Origin of the sequence: uncultured Arthrobacter sp. (assembly GCF_947495145.1) — a bacterium.
In the GTDB taxonomy this organism is placed as follows: Bacteria; Actinomycetota; Actinomycetes; order Actinomycetales; family Micrococcaceae; genus Arthrobacter_D.
Map to the genome: position 1 here is coordinate 1 of NZ_CANLXP010000005.1, position 19,995 is coordinate 19,995.

At 64.3% G+C, this 19,995-nt stretch carries 23 protein-coding genes; 10 read left to right on the forward strand and 13 right to left on the reverse strand.

Annotation, left to right across the window (positions count from 1 at the left end):
* Positions 1–127 precede the first annotated feature (127 nt).
* The 5 genes from Q0877_RS04945 to Q0877_RS04965 all read right to left on the reverse strand — a co-directional run bounded on the left by Q0877_RS04945 (position 128) and on the right by Q0877_RS04965 (position 3,454).
* The gene (locus Q0877_RS04945) at positions 128–556 is read right to left on the reverse strand and encodes a VOC family protein (protein WP_299166209.1); all 429 of its coding nucleotides are present in this window, start codon (positions 554–556) and stop codon (positions 128–130) included.
* A gap of 8 nt (positions 557–564) precedes the next feature.
* Positions 565–714, reverse strand: a complete 150-nt coding sequence (locus Q0877_RS04950) for a DNA alkylation repair protein (protein WP_299166210.1) — start codon at positions 712–714, stop codon at positions 565–567.
* Positions 715–742: 28 nt separating this feature from the next.
* Positions 743–1,318, reverse strand: coding sequence for a DNA alkylation repair protein (locus tag Q0877_RS04955; protein ID WP_299166211.1), 576 nt, complete (start codon positions 1,316–1,318; stop codon positions 743–745).
* Between the two features lie 116 nt (positions 1,319–1,434).
* Positions 1,435–2,319 (reverse strand): macrolide 2'-phosphotransferase, encoded by an 885-nt coding sequence (locus tag Q0877_RS04960; RefSeq protein WP_299166212.1) that lies wholly within the window; start codon positions 2,317–2,319, stop codon positions 1,435–1,437.
* Between the two features lie 109 nt (positions 2,320–2,428).
* Entirely contained in the window at positions 2,429–3,454 is a 1,026-nt protein-coding gene (locus Q0877_RS04965) for an LLM class flavin-dependent oxidoreductase (protein WP_299166214.1), read from the reverse strand.
* A 96-nt stretch (positions 3,455–3,550) separates the two neighbouring features.
* Here Q0877_RS04965 and vapB point away from each other — a divergent pair, with 96 nt between their 5' ends.
* Together vapB and vapC are read left to right on the forward strand one after the other, a co-directional pair.
* Positions 3,551–3,781 carry a type II toxin-antitoxin system VapB family antitoxin gene (gene vapB / locus Q0877_RS04970; protein ID WP_299166215.1) on the forward strand — a complete coding sequence of 77 codons (231 nt, stop codon included), beginning with the start codon at positions 3,551–3,553 and terminating at the stop codon, positions 3,779–3,781.
* A complete protein-coding gene (gene vapC / locus Q0877_RS04975) occupies positions 3,778–4,182 on the forward strand; it encodes a tRNA(fMet)-specific endonuclease VapC (RefSeq protein WP_299166216.1) in 405 nt (134 codons plus the stop codon). Before vapB ends, vapC begins: the two co-directional genes overlap by 4 nt.
* Before the next feature lie 24 nt (positions 4,183–4,206).
* Here the strand turns inward: vapC and xylB are convergent, their stop codons facing one another.
* Together xylB and xylA are read right to left on the reverse strand one after the other, a co-directional pair.
* A complete protein-coding gene (gene xylB, locus Q0877_RS04980) occupies positions 4,207–5,604 on the reverse strand; it encodes a xylulokinase (protein ID WP_299166217.1) in 1,398 nt (465 codons plus the stop codon).
* Positions 5,605–5,644: 40 nt separating this feature from the next.
* Entirely contained in the window at positions 5,645–6,835 is a 1,191-nt protein-coding gene (gene xylA / locus Q0877_RS04985) for a xylose isomerase (protein WP_299166218.1), read from the reverse strand.
* A 147-nt stretch (positions 6,836–6,982) separates the two neighbouring features.
* On the opposite strand from xylA, the gene Q0877_RS04990 reads away from it, so the two are divergent.
* Positions 6,983–8,176, forward strand: a complete 1,194-nt coding sequence (locus Q0877_RS04990) for an ROK family transcriptional regulator (RefSeq protein WP_299166219.1) — start codon at positions 6,983–6,985, stop codon at positions 8,174–8,176.
* Here Q0877_RS04990 and Q0877_RS04995 read toward each other — a convergent pair.
* The 4 genes from Q0877_RS04995 to Q0877_RS05010 form a co-directional block, all read right to left on the reverse strand.
* On the reverse strand, positions 8,149–8,391 hold the full coding sequence (locus Q0877_RS04995) for a hypothetical protein (RefSeq protein ID WP_299166221.1): 243 nt from the start codon (positions 8,389–8,391) through the stop codon (positions 8,149–8,151). The genes Q0877_RS04990 and Q0877_RS04995 overlap by 28 nt on opposite strands.
* Positions 8,392–8,653: 262 nt before the next feature.
* Positions 8,654–9,538 (reverse strand): DMT family transporter, encoded by an 885-nt coding sequence (locus Q0877_RS05000; protein ID WP_299166222.1) that lies wholly within the window; start codon positions 9,536–9,538, stop codon positions 8,654–8,656.
* 32 nt (positions 9,539–9,570) lie between these two features.
* Positions 9,571–9,942 carry an Hpt domain-containing protein gene (locus Q0877_RS05005; RefSeq protein ID WP_299166223.1) on the reverse strand — a complete coding sequence of 124 codons (372 nt, stop codon included), beginning with the start codon at positions 9,940–9,942 and terminating at the stop codon, positions 9,571–9,573.
* Positions 9,943–10,051: 109 nt separating this feature from the next.
* Positions 10,052–10,441 (reverse strand): heavy metal-responsive transcriptional regulator, encoded by a 390-nt coding sequence (locus Q0877_RS05010; protein ID WP_299166225.1) that lies wholly within the window; start codon positions 10,439–10,441, stop codon positions 10,052–10,054.
* 95 nt (positions 10,442–10,536) lie between these two features.
* Here Q0877_RS05010 and merA point away from each other — a divergent pair, with 95 nt between their 5' ends.
* The 6 genes from merA to Q0877_RS05040 are packed head-to-tail and all read left to right on the forward strand — an operon-like array spanning position 10,537 to position 17,498.
* Positions 10,537–11,967: a mercury(II) reductase gene (gene merA / locus Q0877_RS05015; RefSeq protein ID WP_299166226.1), complete on the forward strand. Its 1,431-nt coding sequence runs from the start codon at positions 10,537–10,539 to the stop codon at positions 11,965–11,967.
* A gap of 44 nt (positions 11,968–12,011) precedes the next feature.
* Positions 12,012–12,230, forward strand: a complete 219-nt coding sequence (locus Q0877_RS05020; protein WP_299166227.1) for a hypothetical protein — start codon at positions 12,012–12,014, stop codon at positions 12,228–12,230.
* Between the two features lie 50 nt (positions 12,231–12,280).
* Positions 12,281–13,672 (forward strand): NAD(P)/FAD-dependent oxidoreductase, encoded by a 1,392-nt coding sequence (locus Q0877_RS05025; protein ID WP_299166229.1) that lies wholly within the window; start codon positions 12,281–12,283, stop codon positions 13,670–13,672.
* A 41-nt stretch (positions 13,673–13,713) separates the two neighbouring features.
* Positions 13,714–14,754, forward strand: coding sequence for an agmatine/peptidylarginine deiminase (locus Q0877_RS05030; RefSeq protein WP_299166436.1), 1,041 nt, complete (start codon positions 13,714–13,716; stop codon positions 14,752–14,754).
* On the forward strand, positions 14,754–16,454 hold the full coding sequence (locus Q0877_RS05035) for an amidase (protein ID WP_299166230.1): 1,701 nt from the start codon (positions 14,754–14,756) through the stop codon (positions 16,452–16,454). Before Q0877_RS05030 ends, Q0877_RS05035 begins: the two co-directional genes overlap by 1 nt.
* A gap of 60 nt (positions 16,455–16,514) precedes the next feature.
* The gene (locus tag Q0877_RS05040) at positions 16,515–17,498 is read left to right on the forward strand and encodes an aldo/keto reductase (RefSeq protein ID WP_299166231.1); all 984 of its coding nucleotides are present in this window, start codon (positions 16,515–16,517) and stop codon (positions 17,496–17,498) included.
* Positions 17,499–17,605: 107 nt separating this feature from the next.
* On the opposite strand, the gene Q0877_RS05045 is transcribed toward Q0877_RS05040, so the two are convergent.
* Both Q0877_RS05045 and Q0877_RS05050 read right to left on the reverse strand, forming a co-directional pair.
* A complete protein-coding gene (locus Q0877_RS05045) occupies positions 17,606–18,157 on the reverse strand; it encodes a heme-degrading domain-containing protein (protein WP_299166232.1) in 552 nt (183 codons plus the stop codon).
* 103 nt (positions 18,158–18,260) lie between these two features.
* Positions 18,261–18,584, reverse strand: coding sequence for a hypothetical protein (locus Q0877_RS05050; RefSeq protein WP_299166233.1), 324 nt, complete (start codon positions 18,582–18,584; stop codon positions 18,261–18,263).
* A 277-nt stretch (positions 18,585–18,861) separates the two neighbouring features.
* On the opposite strand from Q0877_RS05050, the gene Q0877_RS05055 reads away from it, so the two are divergent.
* Positions 18,862–19,995: a glutathione-independent formaldehyde dehydrogenase gene (locus Q0877_RS05055; RefSeq protein WP_299166234.1), complete on the forward strand. Its 1,134-nt coding sequence runs from the start codon at positions 18,862–18,864 to the stop codon at positions 19,993–19,995.

Consider the following 19,995-nt stretch of genomic DNA (forward strand, 5'->3'; position numbering starts at 1 on the left):
AGACCCCAGCCACCCGGCTGAACCAGCTGCTCACAGCGGCATGAACCCCAGCGTTGCCCCCACTACTTGACTTCGCCCGCGCAAAAGGGGTGTGTCCTGCCAATTCACGGGGGTTGTCGGTGCGGTGCTAACCGAGGGTTACCCTGCCGTCGTCTTCAATCCGCCAACCGGGGTTGTGGGCGATCTCCCACACGACGCCGTTCGGATCCTTTACGTGCGCGTGGAAGATCCCGCCGAACTGGCCCTGCTGCGGTTCTTTCAGCACGGTTCCGCCGGCTGCAGTCATCCCGTCGACGGTATGCCGGACGGCGTCCGGGCTGTCGACGTTGTGCGAGAGCGTGACACCCGTGGGTGCCGGTGCAGCGGTGGTGCCGAGATCCTGGGCGAACTTGTCGGCGTCGAACAGGCCGAGCAGCAGTCCCGGCCCAACCTGGTAGAAGAGGATCTCGCCCGGTACATCGAGATTCGCTTCCCACCCAAGACCGTCGCGATAGAAGGCGCGGGCAGCGTCGAGGTCGCGCGTGGCGAGCGTGATGAAGTGAAGCCGCTGGTCCATGGGTGCTCCTAATGTGTTCGCCCGACGTAGCGCTCCCGGACGGGCTTGTCGAGCTTCTCGGTCGCAGCCCGGACGGCTACACGGGCCATGCGGGAGGCATGCTCGTCAAGAAATGCGATGAGCGCCGCTTCATCGTTGTCGCCCACATAGCGCAGCATCCACCCGACACCCTTTTGGACAAGTTCCTCATCGTCGTGCGCAAGGGGTTGTCGCTAAGCGCAGAGTGTCAGCAACCTCGCCGCGCTTAAGGAACGCAGCCGTCGCGACGATGGCGCTTCTTCTCTCAGGCCAGAAAGCCGATGCCGCGAGGTTGTCGAGCGGTGCCCGCGACTTGTCCACCAACCAGGACCCGACCACCTGATGGGCAGCAAGGTCCACCAGGTCCCAGCTGTTGATGCTGTCATGGCGGCGGAGATACAGCTCATACAGCTCGCGGTGCCGCTCGAAGGCAAGCTTTTTCACGGACGCGGCCTTCCCCATAATTGAACACGCGCCGACGCGGACTTCGTGCGTTTCGCTTTCCAGCAGCAGTTCGATCTCCGAGACCGGCATGGTGAGGTTCTGTTTCGCGAGCGCGAAGACGTCCCCCATCCGCACGCCGATCAGCGAATCGTCACCGGGGAAGAAGCGCTTGTATTTGGTCCGCTGCTCAGTCGTGGCGAGCGTACGAAGCTTCGCCTCGAATCCCGCGGCTGAAGCAGACTCCGTCATCGCATCGTTCGCCTCTGGGGCGACGCCGCTCGGTACAGGGTGGCGCGTCATGGGCCGATTCTCTCACCAACTTCGGACGGCGGTGCCTCTCCGCGTTGATTTGGCAGGACACGCCCCTAATGCACGGCGAAAAGGGGTGTGTCCTGCCAACTCACGGGGCTTTCGAGTTAGAGCTGCGCCTCTGCCGCCGCGCGGTGAGCCGGATCTCCCGACTGGAGCGCGAACAAGGCATAGTTCAACGGTCCGGCGGCAATCAGCGAGCTGCAGCGCGCCTCGAGGTTCGGTTCAGTGTGCCCGGTGAGGTCGCGGTACGCGTTGACTGTCGTGGCGAAGCGCTCCGGCGGCGCTATGAGGAACTGGTACACGAAGTCGAGCGCAGGGTCGCTTACCTTGGCAGTGGTCCAATCCAGTGCGGCGACGATGCGGTCGTCGCCGTCGAGGAGGAGGTGGGCAGGGTAGAGCTCGCCATGGGTGAAGACGCTGCGCTGCGGCCAGAGATCGTCGTCGTCAATCCAGGTTCGCCACACCATGGCGAGGTCGGGGTTCACACGGAACTCGTCAAGCACCCGGTCGAGGTCGTCGGCCCAACGCTGCCGGGTCTGACCAACGGTTTCGACGGGAACGCCGGCATCGGCAGCTGCCTCCGGGTCCAGCCCGTGAAGCGACGCGATCACCTCCGCGAGCGACCGTGCGTACTCCTCCGACGCAACGTCGAAGTGCCACACAGGCTCACTATCGCCGTCGAGCGTTAGTCCGGGACTGCCCGGAAGCAGCGGGTAGGCGATGAGATCCGGGGAGGCGATCCGCCAGTCCGGGACCGCAATGCCCAGCCGCGGCCGGATGAAATCGAGAATGCGCTTTTCTTCGGCGATCTTCGCGGACACATCCGCCCGACGCGGGATCCTCAGCACCCAGTCGTCCAGCGTTTGAGCATCGGCGGCGAACACCACGCGGTAGTCCAGGCCAGCCTCGTTGAACCTCAGCGTTTCGGGATCGAGCGTCAGTCCGTGTGTACTGGCGAGGTCGCAGATGTCGACGGCTGTGGAGGTCATGGTGTCGATTGTTCCACGCACCATCATGTGTTGATTTCGCAGGACACGCCCCGAAAGCACACGCATAAGGGGTGTGTCCTGCTGAATCAACGCGGGCGGGGGAGCTGAACTACGAGGTTTTCCGTTCCCATCCGATTGCCGGGGCCACGTGCTCTGCAATGTTGCGCAGCATCTTGGCGTTGTAATCCACACCGAGCTGGTTGGGCACGGTGAGCATGAGGGTGTCTGCGGAGCGGGCGGCGTCGTCGTTGGCCAGTTCAGCGGCGATCTTGTCCGGCTCGCCGATGTAGCTCTTGCCGAAACGGGACATTGCGCCGTCAAGCACGCCCACCTGGTCGCGGGTCTCGCGGAGGGCGCTCAGGGCGAAGTACTGGCGGTCCTCGTCGTCGACGATCGGGATGACGCTGCGGCTGACCGAAACGCGGGGAGCAAATGAGTGCCCGGCTTCGTCCCACGCGTCGCGGAACAGCTGGATCTGCTCGGCCTGGAGCTGGTCGAACGGCACACCCGTGTCCTCGGTCAGCAGGGTGGAGCTCATTAGGTTCATGCCCTCTTCGGCTGCCCAGACGGCAGTTTTCCGTGTTCCGGCGCCCCACCAGATGCGCTCACCGAGCCCGGGGGAGTGCGGCTGGACCGGGAGGAGGCCGGAGCCCTGGCGTGGGTCGGCCTGTGCGATACCTGCGCCGCTGATTGCGTAGCGGAACACCTCGGTGTGGCGGCGGGCCATATCTGCCGGCTCTTCGCCGTCGGCTGGAACGTAGCCGAAGTTGGCGGCTCCATTGAGTGCGGGCTCTGGTGATCCCCGGCTGATGCCGAGTTGGAGCCGGCCGCCGCTGATGAGGTCGGCTCCGGCCGCTTCTTCTGCCATATACAGGGGGTTCTCGTACCGCATGTCGATGACGCCGGTCCCGATTTCGATCCGCGAGGTGCGCGCCGCGATTGCGGAGAGCAGCGGGAAAGGCGCCGCCTGCTGGCGCGCGAAGTGGTGGACCCGGAAGAACGCGCCGTCGATGCCGATCTCCTCGGCGGCTTCGGCGAGTTCGATGCCCTGGAGCAGCGAATCACGGGCCGTGCGGGTGCGTGAGCCTTCGAGGGGCGACCAGTGGCCGAAGGACAGGAATCCTATGCGCTTCATACCCGCGACAACCACGCTCGACGGCGGTGCATTCCTTGCGAAGTCTTGTAACCTCAGCCTCGAACATATATTCTTTGTATATACAGAGGAGTCCCCATGGCGAGAACCAAGCTGTTCAAGAACAATCAGTCCCAAGCTGTCCGGATACCGAAGGCACTGGAGTGGCCTGACAGCGTTAAGGACGTCGAGGTGATTCAGGACGGCCAGTCCAGAATCATCTCGCCCGTCGACTTGATGTGGGATTCCTGGTTTGCCGATTCGCCCGGGGACACAAGCTACCCATTAGAGCGCGATCAGCCGAGGGAACAGGAACGGCCGCCTCTATGACTCTCAAGTATCTGCTGGACACCAACATCCTGATCCACGCAATTCGGTATAAGCCAGACAACCTGAGAATTCGCTTCAATAAGCACGCCGGTCAGATGGCGCTGTCTTCAGTTGTGCTGTCTGAGCTGGTCTACGGCGCTGAAGTGTCCGAGAAGGTCGAAGCTAATCTCCGTGCAGTCGAGGGCCTGGCTTCCCGGATGGAATTCCTCGACTTTGATGCAGCGGCTGCCCATCACACGGCTCGCATCCGGGCACACCTCAAATTGGAAGGGCAGCCCGTCGGACCCTACGACGCCATGATCGCCGGCCACGCACGTTCACGAGGACTCACTGTGGTGACGAACAATGCCCGTGAGTTCGCCCGGGTGCCGGGACTTTTGGTCGAGAACTGGCAGGAGTGACCTGGCCAAGACGCGCGAGGATAGCTAGCTACCGTAGGAGTTCCTGGCCACCTCCCGGTAGCGCGCCAGCACCTCCGGAGTCGGATCGGCTTCGACCAGTTCGACGTCGTTCGTCACCCAGTCCGGCAGGGCACCATGCAGCGCACCCGCCGCCTGGCGGGCGGCGCCGTCGGCCACGTATTCGCCCGGACTCGGAACTGAAACAGGCAACCCGAAGACGCCCGCCGCCGCCTTCCGGAGCGCAGCCGAACGCGCGCCGCCGCCCACGAGGATGATTCGCCGTGCGACAACCCCCGCGTCGGTGAGCGCCTTGAGCCCGTCAGCGAGCGAACAGACCACGCCCTCGACGGCTGCCCGCGCCAGGTTCTCCGGGGAGTAGTTCCGCAGGGTCAGACCGTGCAGCGAACCGGTGGCGTCCGGCAGGTTGGGCGTGCGCTCGCCGGCGAAATAGGGCACCAAAGTGAGGCCGTCCGCGCCGGCCGGCGCCTGCAACGCTAGGCGTGCGAACTCGTGGTGATCAACGTCGAGCAAACGCGCGGTCGCGTCCAGCACGAGCGTCGCATTGAGCGTGCACACCAGCGGCAGGTAGTTGCCCGTCGCATCGGCGAACCCGGCCACCAAACCGGAAGGGTCCGACGTCGGCCGGTTGGACACCGCGAATACGGTGCCCGACGTGCCAACCGAGACGACGACGTCGCCCTCCGCCGCTCCAGCGCCAAGTCCCGCTCCGGCGTTGTCGCCGGCGCCCGCACCGATAATGCGCCCGCCCTGGTCCTTCCGGAACTCGAGCGGCCCGAGGACTTCGGGAAGGACAGGGACATGCCCCAGCGTGGCTTCCAGTACCTCGGTCAGGTACCCCTTCGAGGGTGACCAGTAGCCAGTCCCGGAGGCATCCGAGCGGTCGGTGGCCAGTTCTTTCAGCCCCTCCGAACCCGATCCGGGACCATGGCCGGCGAGGCGCCAGCTGAGCCAGTCGTGAGGCAGGCAGACTGCGGCGGTTCGAGCTGCATTCTCCGGCTCGTTCTCCGCGAGCCAGCGAAGCTTCGTCGCGGTCAGGGATGCCACCGGGACGGTGCCGGTGGTCTCGGCCCACCATTGCGCGCCTTTCTCCCGGACAAGCGCTGACGCGGCGCCGGCCGAGCGGGTGTCGTTCCAAAGCAGCGCCGGGCGCACCACGTCCCCGTTGCTGTCCAGGCACACCATGCCGTGCTGCTGGCCTGCTACCGAGACGGCCGCGACGTCGTCGAAACCGCCCGCCGCAGCAATGGCCTCCTGCAGGGCGGCCCACCACGCATCCGGGTGCACTTCCGTGCCCTGCGGGTGCTGCGCTGAGCCGGATCGCACCAGGTCGCCGGTTTCGGCATCCCTGATGACGACCTTGCACGACTGTGTGGAGCTATCTACTCCGGCTACCAGGGCCATGACCTGTTCCTTCGCTGCTGATGGAGGGGGACCAGGGTTTTCAGGCGCGGCCGCCGAGGAGGTGCTCCATGGCCAACTGGTTCAAGCGGATGAAGGCGAAGGAACGCTCTGAGGCCTTGTCGGCGTCGAAATCCTCGAACGCAGTCCGGTCCGCGAGAAGGTCAGCTGTCGTTTCTCCCGCTGCCAGCGTGGTTTCACCGAGTTCGACGACGCCGGAGGTCTTGAGTGCCTCCTGCACCTCCGGATCGGCGCGGAAAGCGAGGGCGCGTTCCTTGAGGAGGAGATACATGGTCATGTTGGCCTTGGCGGATTCCCAGACGCCGTCGTAACCGTCGGTGCGCGACGGCTTGTAGTCGAAGTGGCGGGGGCCCTCGTAGCGCGGTCCGCCGTTGGGGAAGCCGTTTTCGAGGAGGTCGACCGTGAAGAAGGCGCTCGAAAGGTCACCGTGTCCGAACACCAGATCCTGGTCGTACTTGATTCCCTTCTGGCCGTTGAGGTCGATGTGGAAAAGCTTGCCGGCCCAGAGTGCCTGCGCAATGCCGTGGGTGAAGTTCAGGCCCGCCATCTGCTCGTGGCCGGTCTCGGGGTTCACGCCCACGATGTCGCCGTGTTCCAGCTCGGCGATGAACGCCAGGGCATGGCCGACGGTCGGCAGGAAGATGTCTCCACGGGGTTCATTCGGCTTCGGTTCAAGGGCCAGGCGGAGACCGTAGCCCTTCTCCTTGATGTAGCCGGCGACGGTGTCAACGCCTTCCTTCATCCGGTTCAGGGATGCGGCGAAGTCCTTGGAGCCGTCATACTCGGCACCTTCACGGCCTCCCCACATCACGAACGTTTCGGCGCCGAGCTCGGCCGCGAGGTCGATGTTGGTCAGGACCTTCCGCAGGGCGAAGCGCCGGATCGAGCGGTCATTGCTGGTGAATCCGCCGTCCTTGAAGACGGGGTGGCTGAACAGGTTGGTGGTCACCATCGGCACTTTCAACCCGGTTTCGGCCAGGGCATCCCGGAAGCTGCCGAGGATACTTTCCCGCTGCTGGTCGGTGGAACCGAACGGCACCAGGTCGTTGTCGTGGAAGGTGATGCCATAAGCACCGAGGTCGGCGAGCCGGTGAACCGCCTCGACGGGGTCCAGTGCTGCACGGGTGTCGGTGCCGAAGGGATCGGTGCCGGTCCAACCGACGGTCCAGAGGCCGAAGGTGAAGCGATCTTCCGGGGTGGGTTGAGGTGCCATGGTGTGTACTCCGCTTTGAGCTCGAAGGGATAAGTTCGTGACTAAAACATATAGGCTCGATAGGAACGAGTCAACGGTCGCGCGGAGGCTTATCCCGAGAAGCGGTGCTAAGTTTACGTTCAGAACAAATACGCGCAGGGAGTGGCAATGAGCGAACGCAGCGGCACCGAAGACTTGCGGCGCCGCAATCTGTCCGCAGTGCTCACGGCCGCGCACCGGTATGGTCCACTGACCCGGGCAACCCTCGTTCAGCGTTGCAACCTCACCCGGTCCACGATCGGCGCGCTCGTGGGCGAGCTGTCCGCACTTGGCCTGGTGTACGAGACTGACGCGGCAACCGTTCGGGTCGGTCGGCCCAGCCCGATGGTGCACGCGAATGAACGGGTGGTCGCGCTTGCGGTCAACCCCGACGTCGACGCAGTGACGGTCGGCGTCGTCGGGCTCGGCGGCACAGTCCACCGCCGAATCCGTTACAACACAGCATCCGTGCCGTCGCTCGACGAGGCAGTGAACATCACCCGCGCCGTGGTTGAGGGCCTGTCGGTGGAACTGGCGGGAAGCACGCATGTGCTCGGCGTGGGTCTCGCAGTCCCCGGACTGGTCAACGTCGACTCCGGTGTAGTGCGCCTGGCACCGCACCTCGGCTGGAGCGAGGCCGACGTCGTCGGGCCGTTCCGGGACGCGCTCGGCATGCCCGCCGTGGCGGCCAACGACGCGACGCTCGGCACGCTCGCCGAAAGCATTTTCGGTGCGGCGGCCGGGTACCGTGACGCGCTTTACCTCAACGGCAGCGCTTCGGGGATCGGCGGAGGTGCGATAGTCGGCGGTCAGCCGCTAGGCGGTGCATCGGGTTACGCCGGGGAGTTCGGGCATATGGTGATCCGCCCCGACGGGGAGCCGTGCCACTGCGGACGCCGCGGCTGCCTTGAGACTGAGGTCAACCTGGAGCGGCTGCTGGACGTCGTTGGCCTTGATCATGCCGACGCCGAGCAACTCGAGGACGCGCTGGGCCCCGGCCTGCCTTTCCCGGTGCTTCGTGAGATCCGCAGACAGACGGAGGTGCTGGCAATCGGGCTAAGCAACCTCGTGAACGTTTTCAATCCCCAGATGATTGTGCTCGGCGGGTTCCTCGGTGTCCTGCTTGCCTCGGACAAGGAGCGATTGAGCGCGGCCGTCGCTGCGGGACCGATCAGCGGCCTGGGCACGGAAGTCCGCCTGGAGCGCGCTGCCCTCGGAGTCGAACTGCTGCTTGTAGGCGCAGCGGAGGCAGTGTTCACTCGGCTCCTCACCGAACCGCGGAGCGTTGCATCCCGTCAAGAAAGCGGCGTCAGGCCCAGCTGATCCGCCGCCACCACCCGCCCGCGGTGAATCACCGTCCGGTCCGACGGTCTGTCCATAATTGGCAGGAGTCCGGCCTGCGGAAACGCGATGATCTCGACATGAACGCGTGCACGGTGCGCTTCCCGGGCGGAGACAACCGCGTCGAAACGTTCGAGCCGGCAGTCGGCGTCGATCTGCGCGTAGCTGCGTACCCGGGCGGTGTCGTGCTCGATCATGGTGGTGAGCGAGAACGCTGTCCGGCCCGCGGTGGGCGCCTCAGCCGTGCGTCAGTTCCCACGGTCGTTCAGCATCATTCCCCACACGCCTGGCCGGCCGGTATGTGGCCGAATTGGCAGTCCGAGGCGGGTCGAAACGAGGTGCACATGGACATCGGAAAATGGACGGAAGCAGCAGCCTGGTGCAGAATCATCGGGAGCCTCCTCGCTCGCACGCCGAGGTTGCCGGCAACGAGCCCAGTCTAGCGACGGGCACCAACGCTCATGGAGCGGGAGTGGGCGGGACTTCCGGAGCAGGCGGGCGCCGTCGTCGTACGCCGACTGTCACTCCAATCGAAGCAGCGGTGACCAGCACCAGAGCGATGATCTCCCGGGCACCCAGCGCCTCGCTGAGCACCAGCAACCCTGCGAGCGCGGCCATGGCCGGCCCCAGGGCGGACAGCACACCAAACACCCGCGTGGACAGGCGCTGCAATGCGAGCATCTCCAGTGCATAGGGGAACGCGCTGGAGAGCAGGGCAACACCGACGAAGACGGGCAGCACCAGCGGTGACACAACAACCCCCGTGGCGGCAGACGGCGCACCGAACGGCAGTGCGATCACCGCTCCGATCGCCATGGACACGGCCAGGCCCTCGACGCCAGGAACCAGCCGCCCCACGCGCGCACTGGCAAGGATGTAGACGGCCCAGAAAGCGCCCGCACCGAGCGCAAAGAGGATACCTGCGAGCGGTAGGGCGCTGCCGTCATCGAAACCCAGGAGAACGACGCCGGCGAACGCCAGCAGTGCCCACGCCGCGTCTGCGAGGCGGCGGGTCTGCACCAGCGCCAGCAGGAGGGGGCCGGTGAACTCGAGTGTCACGGCCACACCGATCGGGATCACGCCGATGGCGAGGTAGATGAGGCTGTTCATTCCTGCCAGTGCGACGCCCAGCACCGTGGCGGCCGCCCATTGCCCGCGCTTCCATCCGCGCACCTTCGGGCGCACAACGGCCAGCAGAATCAGCGCACCGAACAGCAACCGGAGGAACACTGCGCCGGTGGGGCCCACGGCGTCGAACTGGGTCTTGGCCAGCGCCGCACCGAACTGAACGGACAGGACCGCCATAATCATGAGCACGGGAGCAGGGATGGAGGAGGTGCGCATACCTACATTCTGTCCGGCTCACGCCCCCGGTTTCACCACGTCGTGTTGATGTACTTCGTGGTGAGCTTCCTGACTGTTGCGTCACCGCAATTCTTCACGTGGGGAAGCGCTTCGGCGACCGCATCCAAATGTCCGCGTTTCAAGCTCGACTCGAGCTCCGCGGCCAGTCTCGCGAGCCGGGCGGCGCCGATCATGGCGGAGGCAATCCGCACGCTGAGCAGTGCGTCGAGTGACGCGGCTTCATCATGTCGCTTCACGGTCTCCGCCAGGCGAAGGTACCGTTCGTCCCAGAAAGCGACGAAGTCACGCACGAAGGAATGCGCAGGACCGGGATCTTCGAACTCTTCCTCCAGCCTGTGCAGAACTTTCCGGTCCACAAGCGGAGGACGCTTGTTTTTCGACATGCGGCTCAGCGTAAGTGGGGAAGCATGGGAAAATATCGGTGTCCCGACGGAGCGCTGCGGGGTGCCCAACGGATCCGTGGTTTATGCAACCCGGTGGGATCCGGGTTCCCTAGAGGAGGCTGCAAATCCGGTTAGGGTCGCACTTGTTGGGGTCAGCTTCCAGGGCGGTTGCCTGAAATTCAGCGACGGTTGCGCGGAGTGCCTGAAGCTCCCCGATCCGTTGGTCCAGTGCGCTGAGTTGGCGGGTGAGCATCTCGGCTACGTGAGCGCATGGCGTGTGATTTTCGTCCCGCATGCGCAGGATGTCTCTGATTTGAGCCAGGGCGAGTCCTGCTGTCTGGGCGCGGCGGATGAACTGAAGTCGGTTCACCGAGATTTCGTTGTAGGAGCGGTAACCGTTGGTGGTGCGGCCAGGCGGAGGAAGAAGCCCGGCCTGCTCGTAGAACCTGATGGTTTTCGTTGTGATATTCGCAGCTGTGGCCGCTTCTCCGATACGCATTTTCTGGCACGTCCTTCGGATTGCTTCTTGACCTTCCACTGTAGGGGAAGGTGCACCGTGGAGACAGGAGTAACGGGAAGCTGAGGAGGACGTCCATGCCTGCAGAACGTGTGTTTGATCTGGCCGTAATCGGATCAGGTGGTGGCGCGTTCGCAGCCGCGATCAGGGCCACCAATCTGCGCAAGAGCGTTGTGATGGTCGAGCGCGGGACGATCGGCGGCACCTGCGTGAACACCGGATGCGTGCCTTCCAAAGCGTTGCTCGCCGCAGCGGCGGCACGCCACGGTGCTCTGGAGTCGGGGAGGTTCCCGGGGATCACCACCTCAGCGAAGCCGGTGGACATGGCTTCCCTGATCGCTGGTAAGGGCTCACTCGTGGCTGAGTTGCAGTCGAGCAAGTACGAGGACCTCATCGGCCGGTACGGGTGGAAGGTAAGCCGCGGCAGTGCATCGTTCGCAGGGTCAGCCGATGATCCAGTACTGGAGGTCTCAGCCGCTGGCAGCGTGGAGACGTTACGCGCCGAGCATTACCTGGTCGCTACCGGGTCGACACCCTTCATTCCGGATATCGAGGGCCTGATTGAAATCAAATACCTCACCTCGACGTCGGCGATGGAGCTGGACCACGTTCCACACACGCTAATGATCCTCGGTGGAGGGTACGTCGCTTTGGAGCAGGCGCAACTCTTCGCACGGTTGGGAACCAAGGTCACAGTTCTGGTGCGCTCCCGGTTGGCGTCCGCGGAAGAGCCTGAAGCGTCCAAAGCGCTGATGGGTGTCTTTGCGGATGAAGGCATCCGGGTCATCCGCCGGGCAGAAGTGGAGTCGGTGCGCTCCTCAAGCGACGGCGGCGTCCTCGTTCGGGTGGTGAGCTCTGCAGGTAGGGACGAATATCCGGCGGATCATCTGCTCGTGGCAACCGGACGAGCGCCGGTTACTGGTGGGCTGAACCTGACCGCCATGGGCGTCCATACCGGCGCACATGGAGAAGTGGTGGTTGATGACAGGCTCGCCACCTCGAATCCACGCGTCTGGGCCGCCGGGGATGTGACCGGGCACCCCGCTTTCGTGTATGTCGCCGCAGCTCATGGTGCTATCGCCGTGGATAACGCGTTCGCTTCCGCGAGCCGTGAGGTGAACTACCGCAGTCTTCCCCGGGTTATGTTCACCAGCCCGAATCTCGCGGCAGTGGGGCTGACTGACAAGCAAGCCCGAGAGTCGGGCATCGATTGTGAATGCCGGGTAGTGACCCTCGATCACGTTCCGCGGGCACTGGTCAACCGGGACACAAGGGGGTTCATCAAGATGGTTGCCGACCAAAAGTCAGGACGGATCGTCGGAATCACTGCCGTTGCCGAGAACGCAGCGGAAATTGCTGCGGCAGGCGTCTACATCCTCGAGGCCGGAATGACTGTGACACAGGTTGCCAACACGTGGAGCCCGTATCTGACGATGGCCGAAGCCATCAAACTCGCCGCGCAGTCCTTTACCCGGGATGTGTCCCAGCTGTCCTGCTGCGCGGCCTGACCGCTGTCAATATTTGGGAAGCAACGAGTGAGTGCCGGGACTTCATGATTCGCGACCTCGACGACACCGCGCAGGTTGATGGATACCAGGACCAGAGGGCCACGGTCATCAAAGCCGAGACGCAGGCATACCTCACAGAATTGGACAAGCTGAACGTCTGCAGCCGCGTCATCGCGCAGACGGGCTCGGCGGTAGGGCCCTGCGTGGTGAAGACCGCCGGTCTTTTCAAACTGCGCCCCGTCCTCTACAGTGATTGGACATAAACGAACGCTATTCGTTTTAGTCGCGGCGCTCGCCGCGTGGAGAGGACACCATGAGGATCATCGAAAGCGACGTCGTCGTCGTTGGCGCAGGACCGTCGGGGCTGACGGCAGCGAGGGAGCTGCGCAAGGCCGGCCACACTGTTACCGTTCTGGAGGCCCGCGACCGCGTCGGCGGCCGCACCCACACGGACGTCATCGACGGAGCAGTGCTTGAGGTCGGTGGCCAGTGGGTGTCCCCGGACCAGGAAGCACTGATCAATCTGCTCGACGAGCTTGGCCTCGAGACCTACTCCCGTTACCGCGAGGGCGAGTCGATTTACATCGGCGCGGATAGCAAGGCCGTCCGGTACACCGGTGAGATGTTTCCGGTCAGCAGCCGAACGAGTGCGGAAATGTCACGCCTCATCGACGAACTGGACCGCCTGGCGGCCCTGATGGACCCCAAGGCTCCGTGGGAGCACCCGCAGGCGCGGGAGTTGGACACGATCTCTTTCCACCATTGGCTTCGGCAGCAGTCCGATGACGAGGAAGCCTGCAACAATATCGGCCTTTTCATTGCGGGCGGAATGCTCACCAAGCCTGCCCACGCCTTTTCCACACTGCAGGCCGTGCTGATGGCTGCTTCAGCGGGCTCCTTCTCGAACCTCGTTGACGAGGACTTCATCCTCGACAAACGCGTGGTCGGCGGCATGCAGTCAGTGTCGGAGCGCATGGCAGCCGAGTTGGGGGACGACGTCGTCCTGAACAGCCCCGTACGCACCCTGCGCTGGTCGGAGGGACCGGATGGAACCACCAGCGTGACCGCCGTTTCCGAAGATGTCACCGTCAACGCGCGGTACGCCGTCATGGCCGTCCCGCCGAACCTGTACTCACGGGTCTCCTATGAACCTCCCCTGCCGCGCCGGCAGCACCAGATGCACCAGCACCAGTCGCTCGGTCTGGTGATCAAGGTCCACGCCGTTTATGAGACGCCGTTCTGGCGCGAGGACGGGCTGTCCGGCACCGGATTCAGCGCAGGGTCGATCGTGCAGGAGGTCTACGACAACACCAACCACGAAGACTCCCGGGGCACCCTCGTCGCGTTCATATCCGATGAGAAAGCCGACGCGATGTTCGAGCTCTCCGTCGAGGACCGACGCACGCAGATCCTCGAGTCGATCGCCGGGTTCCTGGGGCCGCAGGCCCTCGATCCCGAGGTGTACTACGAGTCCGACTGGGGCTCCGAAGAATGGACCCGCGGTGCCTACGCCGCCAGCTATGACCTCGGCGGCCTGTACCGCTACGGCAGGCACCAGCTGACCCCGGTCGGCCCCATCTACTGGTCCAGCTCCGACCTCGCAGCCGAGGGCTACCAGCACGTCGACGGCGCCATCCGCATGGGCCAGCTCACCGCACGGACCATCACGACGGCGCTGCAGAAGCAACGCGCTCTCGTCCGGTGAAAGCGCGCACAGTGAGAACCTCAACAGTTGCTGTCACCACGATGCCCGCCGAATGGGAGCGGCACGACCGCACCTGGATGGCGTTCCCGCCGGCCAACGACACGTTCGGCGCGCCCGGCAGTGACAGCCTGCGCCGGGCACGCGAAGCCTGGTCCCGCGTAGCGCGAACCATTGCCCGCTACGAGCCGGTGACCATGCTCGCCGATCCGGCCGACGTCGAAACAGCACGGCAAATGCTCGGCGACGGCATTTCCGTCCAGGAGACAGAGCTCGACGACGCGTGGCTCCGCGACTCAGGGCCCACCTTCGTCCAAGCGGCGGACGGTTCCACCCGCGCCGTGAACTGGATCTTCAATGGTTGGGGTGCCCAGCACTGGGCTGCGTGGGAGAAGGACCAGCACGTGGGCCGGGCGGTCGCCGCACATGCCGGCACCCTGCTTGAGGACAGCCCGCTTGTCAATGAGGGCGGCGGTTTCCACGTCGATGGCCGCGGAACCGTCCTGCTCACGGAGACGGTCCAGCTCGATTCCGGACGCAACCCGGGTGCCACCAGGGAATCCGTCGAAGCCGAGCTTCACGCTCGCCTGGGTACCCGGCACGCCGTCTGGCTGCCCCGCGGACTCAGCCGCGACTATGAGGAGTTCGGCACCCGCGGGCACGTGGACATTGTCGCCGCGTTCACGCCGTCGGGTGCTGTTCTCCTCCACAGGCAGGACAACCCGGAACACCCCGACTACGAGGTGACCCGTTTCCTGCGCTCGGAACTGGAGAGAGCGGTCGACGCCGACGGCTCACCGTTGACCATCTTCGATGTTCCAGCACCCACGGTTCTCACCGACGACGACGGCTTCGTGGACTACTCCTACATCAACCACTACGTGGCAAACGCCGCCGTGATCCTGTGCGCGTTCGATGACCCGAACGACGCCGTCGCGGCCGACATCCTTGGCCGCGCCTATCCTGGACGCACCATCGAACTGGTCGACGCCCGCGACATTTTCTCCTTTGGCGGCGGGATCCACTGCATCACCCAGCAGCAGCCGGCGGCGCGGAGCTGGGAACCGGGTGGGGGAGAGGCCTGATGGGCTTCGACGTCGTCGAAGCGGGGATCGCGGAGCTTCGCAAGGCGCTGGAGACCGGCCACATCACCAGCGAGGAGCTCGTCGAGGCGTACCTGAATCGCATTGCCGCCTACGACCATTCCGGTATCCGCCTCAACTCCGTCATCGTCATGAATCCTGATGCGCTGGAGGATGCGCGCGCCTCGGATCGGCGCAGGCGAAAGGGCGAAACCCTCGGCCCGCTGGACGGCATCCCGTACACCGCGAAGGACAGTTACCAGGTAAAGGGACTTACCGTCGCCGCGGGCTCTCCGGTATTCCAGGGCCTCATCGCGCAACAGGACGCTTTCACCATCGAGCGGCTGCGCGGCGCGGGCGCCATCCTCATCGGTCTCACCAATATGCCGCCGATGGCCAACGGCGGAATGCAGCGTGGCGTCTATGGCCGGGCGGAAAGCCCCTACAACGCCGACTACCTGACCGCGGCGTTCGCCTCCGGCTCCTCCAATGGATCGGGGACCGCGACGGCCGCCAGCTTCGCCGCCTTCGGGCTCGCCGAGGAAACCTGGTCCTCGGGGCGCGCGCCGGCATCGAACAATGGATTGTGTGCCTACACGCCGTCGCGCGGAGTCATCTCCGTCCGCGGAAACTGGCCGCTCGTGCCCACCATGGACGTGGTGGTGCCGCACACCCGCACCATGGCTGATCTGCTTGAGGTCCTCGACATCATCGTCGCCGACGATACCGAAGCCCGCGGCGACTTCTGGCGCGTCCAGCCCTGGGTTCCTGTTCCGCGCGCCTCGGCGGTGCGTCCGTCGTCGTACCGGTCTTTGGCTGCTGACGGCAGGGTACTGAAGGGGAAGCGCTTCGGCGTGCCCCGCATGTACATCAATCAGGATCCCGACGCCGGAACCGCACCGACGCCGGGCATCGGCGGCCCCACTGGGCAACGTATCGAGACGCGCGACTCCGTGATCGCGCTCTGGGAAGCGGCCCGCCGGGATCTGGAGAACGCCGGCGCGGAGGTGGTTGAGGTCGATTTTCCCGTGGTGTCCAACTATGAGGGGGACCGGCCGGGAGCACCGACCATCAGCACTCGAGGGCTGGTGAGCCCGGAGTACCTCAAGCGGGAGATCGTGGACCTGTCAGCGTGGGCCTGGGAAGACTTCCTGCAGGCGAACGGCGATACACAGCTGGCCTCACTTGCCGACGTCGACGGGGCCTCCATCTTTCCGGCGCCGGAGGGCGCGCTGCCGGACCGGTATGCCGGGTTCGACGACGACATCGCTGAGTATCCCGACTTCATCCGCGAGCACGGAGGTCTGGACATGACCGCCATCCCGCATCTGGCAGAAGGCCTGCGGGGACTGGAGGAAACTCGCCGGGTGGACCTGCACGAGTGGATGGATGAAAACAAACTGGACGCGGTCATCTTCCCTACAGCGGCCGACGTCGGCCCTGCGGACACAGACACGAACGTCGCCTCCGCGGACCGGGCGTGGCGCAACGGAGTATGGGTGTCCAACGGCAACCTGGTACCGCGTCACCTCGGCATCCCGACGGTCACCGTGCCGATGGGGGAGATGGCGGACACCGGTATGCCGGTAGGGCTGACGTTCGCCGGCAAGGCGTACTCGGACAATGAACTTCTGGGTCTCGCAGCAGCCTTCGAAGCGACGGGTTCCAGGCGGGTTGCTCCGCCGCGCACGCCCGCCCTGTAACCGCGCGGCCCGCTGGGATGCGCTTCGTCCTGACCGGTCAGGTGGCCATATAGTCGAGCCATGGAACAGCGCATTCTCGGCAGGACCGGCCGCTCGGTATCAACAATCGGACTTGGAACGTGGCAGCTCGGTGCCGACTGGGGGCGGGTCGAGCAGGAGGACGCCGTCGCTGTTCTGGAAGGAGCGGTCGACGCCGGTGTGAACTTCTTCGACACCGCTGATGTCTATGGCGACGGCCGGAGCGAGCAGACCATCGGCTCCTTCCTCAAAGCCAATCCCGGGCTGGAGGTGACGGTGGCAACCAAGATGGGCCGCCGGATGGACCAGCGCCCCGAGAATTACACCCTCGCCAACTTCCGCTCCTGGCTGGACCGTTCGCGGCGGAACCTGCAGCAGGACACTCTCGACCTTGTTCAGCTGCACTGTCCACCGACCGCCGTCTACAGCAACTCAGAGGTGTACGACGCGCTGGACACCCTTGTGAGCGAAGGCGTCATCCGCAATTACGGCGTCAGCGTGGAACGGACGGACGAGGCCCTCGAAGCAATCAGTCGCGGCAACACCGCGACGGTGCAGGTCATCCTCAACGCCTTCCGCCTCAAGCCACTGGACGAGGTACTGCCGGCTGCGGCGGCCGCCGGTGTCGGCATCATCGCCAGGGTTCCGCTCGCCTCCGGGCTGCTGTCCGGGAAGTACACCAAGGACACCGAGTTCCCTGAGGATGACCACCGGAACTATAACCGCACGGGTTCAGCGTTCGACGTCGGCGAGACCTTCTCCGGAGTGGACTTCGAGACCGGGTTGGCGGCGGTGCAGGACTTCGACGCGCTGGTGCCCGACGGCATGAGTACGGCACAGGCTGCACTGGCGTGGGTTGTGGCTCAGGAGGGCGTCAGCACGGTGATTCCGGGTGCCCGTACGCCGGCTCAGGCGCGGGCAAACGCCGAGGCGGGCGCGGAAGGCACCATCGGTCACGAGATCAGCGGCGGTGTCCGGGAGATCTACGATCGGTACTTCAGGGAGACTGTTCACCCGCAGTGGTAGGAGCGCGGCAGCGTCAGAGTGACGTAAGCATTCCGCCCACTTTGTCCAGCACCCGATCGATAAAGCGGGTGGGGTTCATATCGATTCCCATCAACCCCTCGGAGACCTTACGACGGCGCGGTCTTCTTCTTGCGCCGGCTGAATTTGGTGAGTGCTTCGACGACCAGCTGGTGGTCCGCCTTTTGCGGCAGACCCGAGACAGTGACGACGGCGACGGGCCCGGTTCCCTTCACATAGATAGGGAACGCTCCGCCGTGTGCGGCGTAGGCCGACTCATCGAACCAGGCATTGTTTTCCATTCTGCCGCCGCCGCGCCGGCCACGCAGGCCGACGAGCAATGAGGGAACGCCGTAGCGCTCAGCGGTGCGCGCCTTCCGCTCCACCCAAATGTCGTTGTCCGGCGTAGCGCCGGCCAGCGAGACGTGAAACAGAATGTGGCTTCCCCTGCGGATGTCGACGGCAACAGGCATTTCCCGCTCGGTGGCCAGCTCCACGATCAGCAATCCGAGCGTGAGCGCATCCTCCTGGCTGAACTTCGCCAGCTGGCACTTGCGCATCTCCTCTTCGATCCGTCCGATCAGAGCTTCGAGTGCGGATGGTGACTGTTCTTCGGAAGCGTCCGGGTCAAACTCGGTCGCTGAATCCTGGTTCTCGGTCACGTCACGCTCTCCTCTTGGCGGTTCACCTAAGGTATGAGCCTATCGGACCCGGGTAGGCGAGCTAAGGCCACCAGAAGGGCAGGACGGAGTCTGCTGTTAGCGCTCATAAGTCCGACTCCTTTGCACCGTAGTCAAGTGCGGTAAGTGCGATGCGGATACGGTCCAGTTGATCGTCCAAATCCGACAGGTCACCTACTGCTGCGCAGAGCAAGAGCTGCGCATCGTGGGCTGAAGTGAGCGCCGGGTCGCTCGTCGCGGTGATGCGCTCGCACATGGCACGTGTGTGAAGGACGGTTTCCACCAGATCGGTGCGGCGCCTTACCCAGTCGTTGTATCGCAGTGCTGAATCCGTGCTGGCACTGGAGCGGTCGGCGACCATGAGTTGCTCGTGCGGGGAGTTCATGGGGTGGGTATCGCGTCTGTTCATAGACGTTCTCTTCGCGTGAAACTCTCATGCGGTCAGATGAGAACGATCAGAAACGATGAGGGCGGTAACCGAATTCGCCTTCGACTCAAGATACAGCAGAACGTCCCGGTACGGCATCAGCGGCGCCGCACATGCTGCGGGTTTCGCGAGGTCGAGCCAAGCCGCCAGGGAACATGCAGCTATCCAGAAATAGCAAGCTTACTTATCATTGTTAGATTGCCGGTGGCAGAGATGGCACGCCGCGGTACCCGCAGTTCACGAAGAAAAGGAGCAAGCAATGAAAGCAGTAGTGTTCAAGGCCCCCTACGAACTGAGCGTGGAAAACGTCGCGGACCCGAAAATCGAGGGACCCCTCGACGCCGTCATCCGCATCACCACCGCCAATATCTGCGGTTCGGATCTGCATCCTTATGAAGGTAGGGCCGATCTGGACGCCGGCATGGTCCTTGGCCACGAGAACATGGGAATCGTCGAAGAGGTAGGGCCGGGCGTTGATCGCATCAGCGTCGGTGACCGGGTATCGGTTCCCTTCAATCTGGCATGCGGTACCTGCCGCAACTGCAACAACGGATTCACCTCCGCCTGCCTGCGCGCCAACCCTTCAGGCCAGCCGGGTGCCGGGTACGGATACCCGATGATGGGACCCTACTGGGGCGGTCAAGCGGAGTTGTTACGCGTGCCCTGGGCGGACTTCAACCTCCTCAAACTTCCCGAGGGCAAGGAGAACGAATCCGACTTCACCATGCTCTCGGACATCTTCCCCACTGGATATCACGGCGCCGAAATGGCCATGGTCGCTCCCGGGAAGTCCGTCGCGGTCTTCGGAGCCGGCCCGGTAGGTTTGATGGCAGCCCACAGCGCCTTCCTCAAAGGTGCCTCCCAGGTATTTGTTGTTGACAAGGAACCCGACAGGCTTGCCCTCGCGGAGGAGATCGGTGCAACCCCTATCAACTTCGCCGACATGGATCCCACCGAGGCGATCATGGAAGGAACCGATGGATTCGGAGCCGATTGCGGAATCGAAGCCGTCGGCTACCAGGCCCATGACCACACCGGCGAGGAACATCCGGAGATGGTGCTCGACAACCTCGTCAAAGTGGTCCGTGCCGCCGGGCATATCGGTGTTGTCGGTGTTTATGTTCCGGAGGATCCCGGCGCCGCAAACGATCTCGCTAAAGAAGGACGAGTCGCCTTCAACTACGGCGCGGTCTTCACCAAAGGCATCAGCCTCATGGGCGGTCAGTGCCCGGTGAAGAAATACAATCGCGAACTTCGCGACCTCATCATCCGGGGCAAGTCCAAGCCATCCTGGATCGTCTCGCACGAGGTTTCCCTCGACGAAGCAGTTGACGCCTATGCGAAGTTCGACAAGCGCGAGGACGGCTACACGAAGGTGCTTCTACACCCCTAG